At 50.5% G+C, this 4,747-nt stretch carries 4 protein-coding genes; all 4 read left to right on the plus strand.

The window, feature by feature from the left end; translation table 11 throughout:
* The first annotated feature begins 216 nt into the window (after positions 1-216).
* Positions 217-531, plus strand: coding sequence for a helix-turn-helix domain-containing protein (locus AC1WIP_RS11550; RefSeq protein ID WP_481141972.1), 315 nt, complete (start codon positions 217-219; stop codon positions 529-531).
* A 131-nt stretch (positions 532-662) separates the two neighbouring features.
* On the plus strand, positions 663-2,426 hold the full coding sequence (locus AC1WIP_RS11555; protein WP_481141969.1) for a S8 family peptidase: 1,764 nt from the start codon (positions 663-665) through the stop codon (positions 2,424-2,426).
* 136 nt (positions 2,427-2,562) lie between these two features.
* Positions 2,563-3,573 carry a LacI family DNA-binding transcriptional regulator gene (locus AC1WIP_RS11560; RefSeq protein ID WP_481141970.1) on the plus strand — a complete coding sequence of 337 codons (1,011 nt, stop codon included), beginning with the start codon at positions 2,563-2,565 and terminating at the stop codon, positions 3,571-3,573.
* A gap of 162 nt (positions 3,574-3,735) precedes the next feature.
* Positions 3,736-4,747 (plus strand): extracellular solute-binding protein (locus AC1WIP_RS11565; protein ID WP_481141971.1); only part of this gene is annotated, 1,012 nt, incomplete at its 3' end.

A 4,747-nucleotide genomic window follows, 5' to 3' on the forward strand; every position in this document is an offset into this window, starting at 1 on the left:
TCAAGCAATATAAATGAGACCTGATAAAACAAAAATGTCAGGTTTGGTTAAAAAAATTATCGATTCGGTAAAACAGACTGAGGAATAGTGGGAAAAAGAGATAAGATAGAATTGAAAAAGGAACTGTAGGTAAAATGCAATGGGTGCAACTGCTGGTTTATCATTGTTTGCTGAAGGATGTAAAATCTTGGCATATGGAGGAATAATATGTCAGATATGTGCATAGGGGAAAGAATCAGAAAATTGCGTGAAAGCAGACATTACACAAGGGAGGTTCTTGCGGAAAAAGCGGATATTTCTGCAAAATTTTTGTATGAAATAGAAACAGGCAAGAAGGGCTTCTCAGCAGAAACACTGTGTAAGATATCCAGAGCGCTGTGCGTGAGCTGTGATTTTATTATGCGGGGTGAGAAAGGGGAGCAAAGCGAAAATCAGGAGATTATCTATGTATTAGAAACGCTGGAGCCAAGGCAGGTCGAAAAAATACGAGATATATTAAGTGTTTTGACACAAATATGTGACGCGATATAAGGGTGATGCAAAAGGTGCGGTTTCCAAACAGAAACCGCACCTTTTAAAATCCCAGACAACACCGATAGAATAGGAAATGTCTCTTGCCGCATATAAATATTAGGGAGGAAATGTGGCAAAGCGGGATAAAAATGAATCAGAAGCTGGAGGACATACTGAATTTGGCGTTGGAAACGCCTCAGGAGATCAGGGAACAGACAGAAACGCTGAACGTTGGATTTGACGGCGAAAGCAGAACCTGGGAGCTGATAGTCAAATACCATGGCAGCCTGGAGCGGCTTGCCGGACTTGGCGTGAAAGTGGAATATTTGATTGCGGGCTATGCCATACTGACTGTGCCGGAGGGCCTGGTGGATATGGTGGCCGATGTGGAAGAAATAGAATATGTGGAAAAGCCTAAGCGGTATTTTTATGCTGTGTCTGCTCCGGCGGATTACTCCTGCCTGCCCCGTGCCACGCTTCAGGAGCCTTTTTTGACGGGCCGGGGTGTGCTGATAGCAGTCTTGGATTCTGGCATTGCGTATGAGCGCAAAGATTTCCGAAAGGAGAATGGAGATACCCGGATTCGGTTTCTCTGGGATCAGACTCTGATGCCGGGGGAGGCCGGGGCGCCGCCAGAGGGATTTTCCATGGGGGTTGAGTTTGACCAGGAGAGAATTAACCGGGCGCTGCGGGAGACTGGAGAAGGGGAGCGGTATGCTCTGGTTCCCAGCCGGGACGTAAACGGACATGGGACGGCGGTGGCCGGGATTGCCGCAGGCAGCGCTATTTTGGAGCAGGCATATAAAGGAGTGGCGCCGGAGGCGGAGCTTCTGGTGGTGAAGCTTGGTGCGCCAAATGAGCTTGGCTTTCCCAGGACAACGGAAATTATGCGGGGCGTCACCTATGCCTTGAGAAAGGCTATTCTTTTGGGAATGCCTCTGGTAATTAATTTAAGCTTTGGAAACAGCTATGGAGCCCACGACGGAAGCTCTCTCATCGAACGTTTTTTGGACAATGCGGCGGAAATCGGACGTACGGTTATCTGTGTGGGAAGTGGAAACGAGGGCAGCTCCAGAGGGCACGCTGCGGGAAATGTGGAGCAGGAGACTGCTGTGGAGCTGGCGGTAGGGGCCTACGAAACAGCGCTGAATATACAGCTGTGGAAGCACTACAGCGACCGTTACCGTATCCGCCTGCGCTCTCCCGGAGGCCGGGAGCAGGAGCTGCCGGAGGCTGTGGAGGCCGGAAAATATACCTTGCAGATGGAACAGACCAGGATTCTTGTGTACATGGGAGAACCAACGCCCTACGCGGTGGCCCAGGAGATTTATCTGGATATGATTCCCCTTGCGGGCCCTTACATTAACAGCGGTATCTGGACCATCCTCATAGAGCCTGTCACAGTGGTGACGGGACAGTATTATCTGTACTTGCCAAGCAGTGCCATTCGAAATGAAAGCACGGGCTTTTACAGAGCGGCGCCTCAGGTTACGCTGACCATTCCCTCCACGGCGGCCAAGGTGATCACAGTGGGAGCTTATGACAGCACCTATGATACCTATGCGGATTTCTCCGGCAGGGGCTATGTAGACAGGCGGCGTACCATCGGGGTGGTTACGGCCGGCCTTACGAAGCCGGATCTGGTGGCTCCCGGCGTTGGGATTTTAGCCCCGGACATCTATGGCGGTTACACACCTTTTACGGGAACCTCCTTTGCAGCGCCCATTGTCTCCGGCAGCGCAGCGCTTTTGATGGAATGGGGCATTGTCCGGGGGAACGACGCTTTCCTGTATGGAGAAAAGGTAAAGGCGTATCTGCGAAGCGGAGCAAGGCCTGTAAGAGGAGAGGCGGAGTACCCCAATGACAGGGTTGGCTTTGGCGCTCTCTGCCTGGCGGACAGCCTGCCCTTTTAGGAGAATTGAATAGAAAATTAAAATATTTTTGGTGAAATTGGCAGATTGTTTCCCCTTCCCGAAAATGATACTATTATTTAAAACAATCGATTGCGCAGCTTGCGGCGGCGATAAGGTTTGGGAATGGAGTGGAATTATGGGCAGTGTAAATTCGCAAAAAGCAATGACGATTCATGATGTGGCCAGGGAGCTGGGCGTTTCTGCAAGCACGGTGTCCAGAGCCATATCCGGCAAAGGAAGGATCGGGAATGCCACCAGAGACCGGGTGCTGCAGTATATAGAAGAGCACGGATTTTACCCCAATGCGGCAGCTCAGAGCCTGGCCCAGTCAAGAACCAACAACATTGCCATTATTCTGCCGGAGGTAAAAACTTTGGCCGATATGCCTTTTTTTCACACCTGCATGTATGGAGTGGAGGAAATGGCGCAAGCTAATGACTATGATATGCTGGTGGTGATTACAAACGGCAGGGAGTTAAGGCCGCTGGAGCGTCTCATCCAGAACCGCAAGGTGGACGGCATGATTCTGACAAGAACCTATGCAGATGATTTTTTCGCCCGCTACCTGAAGAAGAAACAGATTCCCTTTGTGACGGTGGGACAGGTGGAGGATCAGGGCATCATTCAGGTGGACAATGACAATATCGGAGCCTGCAGGGAGCTGGTAAGCGTGCTTTTCTCCAAGGGAATCAAACAGATTGCCTATCTGGGCTGCAGCATGGAGCAGACGGTGAACCGATGTCGGTACGAGGGGTATCTGGCCGGTTACGCAAAGGCAGGAAAGGCGGTACAAAGTGAATTTATTTATACTGCCCTGAACAATGAGGCTATGGTGGAAAAAGCTGTGGACGAGCTTTTGGAAAACCAGGTGGACTGTATGCTCTGCCAGGATGACTATATCTGTGACGAGGTGATACGCTGCCTTGAAAGGGAGGGAGTGGACGTCCCAGGGCAGGTGAAGGTGGCATCCTGCCATTACAGCCGTCTGCTGGATCATTATCCGGTGACAGTCACATCCTTAAAGTTTGATATCATGGATTTAGGCAGGCGGGCCTGCCGGATACTTTTGGACAGTATAAACGGCAGAGAGGTTCCCATCAGGACGCTTTTGGATTATGAGGTGATTTTGAAGGAATCCACCAAATGATTGGATTTGAGAGGGCTTTGGTAAAAGTGCACAAAAAAAGAGTTCAATATCAGTAAATATGATAAATTGACAATACCTTTAAATCTTGCTAAACTATGGACATAGTCAAGCGGTTGCGCAATATTTGCGCATTTGCTTGAAAAATAAAAGGAGGAAACCAAAATGAAAAAGTTAGTAGCATTACTAATGACAATGTCTATGGCAGTTTCATTGGCAGCGTGTGGAAATACTGATACGCAGGAAAACACCGGAAACGTTGCCGGAACAACCGACCAGACGACAGCAAGCTCTTCCACAGAGGCTTCTGTGGAGGCACCTGCAGAAAAGCAGGATGTAAGCCTTACTATGTGGGGCGCAGAGGAAGATCAGGCAATGCTCCAGAGCATGATCGATTCCTTCAAGGAGCATTATGCAGACTATGCAAACTTTGATATCCAGCTGGGCGTGGAGTCCGAGTCCACCGCAAAGGATACCATTCTTACCGACGTTGAGGCTGCGGCAGATGTATACGCATTTGCTTCCGACCAGCTTATCGACCTTGTGAAGGCCGGCGCACTGCTTTCCATTGACTCTATGGATGAGGCGCTGCAGGCTTATGCAGGCAAGAGCGTTGCAGATATTGAAAGCGCAAACGCAACCGGCTCTGTGGAAGCGGCTACATACGAGGATACCTTGTATGCCTTCCCTATGAGCGCGGACAACGGATATTTCCTGTACTATGATTCCAGCGTTCTCACCGAGGAGGACGTTGCAAGCTGGGACAGCCTTCTGGCAGCAGCTGATGCAGCTGGAAAAAGAGTTGCCATGACTCTGGCCAGCGGCTGGTACAATGCTTCCTTCTTCTATGGAGCAGGCTTCACCACCGGCTTGAACGATGACGGCAGCACGACCATGGACTGGAACGGCACCGCAGATGTATCTGGTGTTGAAGTGGTTCAGGCTATGCTTGACATCGCAGGCAACAGCGCATTCCTGGCAGTTGCAGACGGAGATATCTCCAACCAGATCGCATCCGGCACCCTTTGTGCAGCAGTGTCCGGTACCTGGGACGCAACGGCAGCACAGGAAGCTTTTGGCGACGGTTATGCGGCAACCAAGCTTCCTACCTTCACTGTAGGAGATCAGCAGATTCAGCAGGGCTCCGTGGCAGGCTTCAAGCTTGTGGGTGTAAACG

This window comes from Acetatifactor sp. (genome assembly GCF_982438285.1).

Excerpts from the sequence above, each read along its gene's own strand:
- AC1WIP_RS11550 (WP_481141972.1), top strand. The coding sequence starts at position 217 with ATGTGCATAGGGGAAAGAATCAGAAAATTGCGTGAAAGCAGACATTAC.
- AC1WIP_RS11555 (WP_481141969.1), top strand. The coding sequence starts at position 663 with ATGAATCAGAAGCTGGAGGACATACTGAATTTGGCGTTGGAAACGCCT.
- AC1WIP_RS11560 (WP_481141970.1), top strand. The coding sequence starts at position 2,563 with ATGGGCAGTGTAAATTCGCAAAAAGCAATGACGATTCATGATGTGGCC.